Source organism: Castellaniella sp. GW247-6E4 (assembly GCF_040276065.1).
Taxonomy (GTDB): domain Bacteria; phylum Pseudomonadota; class Gammaproteobacteria; order Burkholderiales; family Burkholderiaceae_B; genus Castellaniella.
Window position 1 is genome coordinate 1 of sequence record NZ_JBELOI010000050.1, and the last position, 868, is coordinate 868.

Consider the following 868-nt stretch of genomic DNA (forward strand, 5'->3'; position numbering starts at 1 on the left):
GGGGTGAAGTACGTCAAGCACAACTTCCTGCCCGGGCGCACCTTCGTGGACATGATCGATGTGCAGGAGCAGATGGACGAATGGATGGCCACGGTGGCCGATGTACGCATCCACGGCACCACCCATCAGCGGCCGATCGACCGCTTCGCCGAGGAGGCGGCGGCGTTGCTGCCCAGTGCGGGCCAGGGGGCATTTGGCGAACGGCGCAGTGTCGCACGCATCGTGGCCGAGGACTACCTGGTGAGCTACCAGAGCAATCGCTACTCGGTGCCCTTCGGCCTGATCGGCAAAGAGGTGCAGGTGACCCCGGTGGGCGGAATGCTGCGTGTGGAGCACGGTGGCGCCATCGTCGCGGAGCACCCGCTGCTCGCCGGCCGACATCAGATGCGGATCCAACCCGAGCACGGACCAGGCGCGGTCGCTCGCAACAGTCGTCAGCGCTTCAGCCCGCCAGGCGATGAGCCCTCGAATCGATGGTGGGGGCCTGCCGAGGTGCAAGTGCGTGATCCGCGGGTGTATGAAGAGGTGACGCGATGATGGCCGGCCAATATGAACGGTTGCAGGAGCACATGGCCAAGCTGCGCCTGTTCAAGAGCCGCGATCGGCTGGAGGCCGTGCTGCAGCAGGCCACAGCCGATGAGCTGCCCTATGCCGACTTCCTGGATCAGTTGCTGGGTGAGGAGGTGGCCAGCAAGACGGCCAAGAACGTGACCATGCGCACCTCGTTGGCCAAGTTCCCCTTCGTCAAGGATCTGGGGAGCTTCGACTTTACCTACCAGCCGTCCATCGACAAGAAGCAGGTGGCCAGCCTCGCCTCGTGTCATTACATCGAGCACGGCGAGAACATCGTCATATTGGGCCCTCCCGG

2 protein-coding genes are annotated in these 868 nt (G+C 64.2%); both read left to right on the top strand.

What is annotated here, in order from left to right:
• A partial coding sequence (locus ABS761_RS16880; RefSeq protein WP_502881460.1) for a Mu transposase domain-containing protein occupies positions 1–537 on the top strand: 537 nt, incomplete at its 5' end.
• Between the two features lie 32 nt (positions 538–569).
• Positions 570–868 (top strand): ATP-binding protein (locus tag ABS761_RS16885; RefSeq protein ID WP_350409554.1); only part of this gene is annotated, 299 nt, incomplete at its 3' end.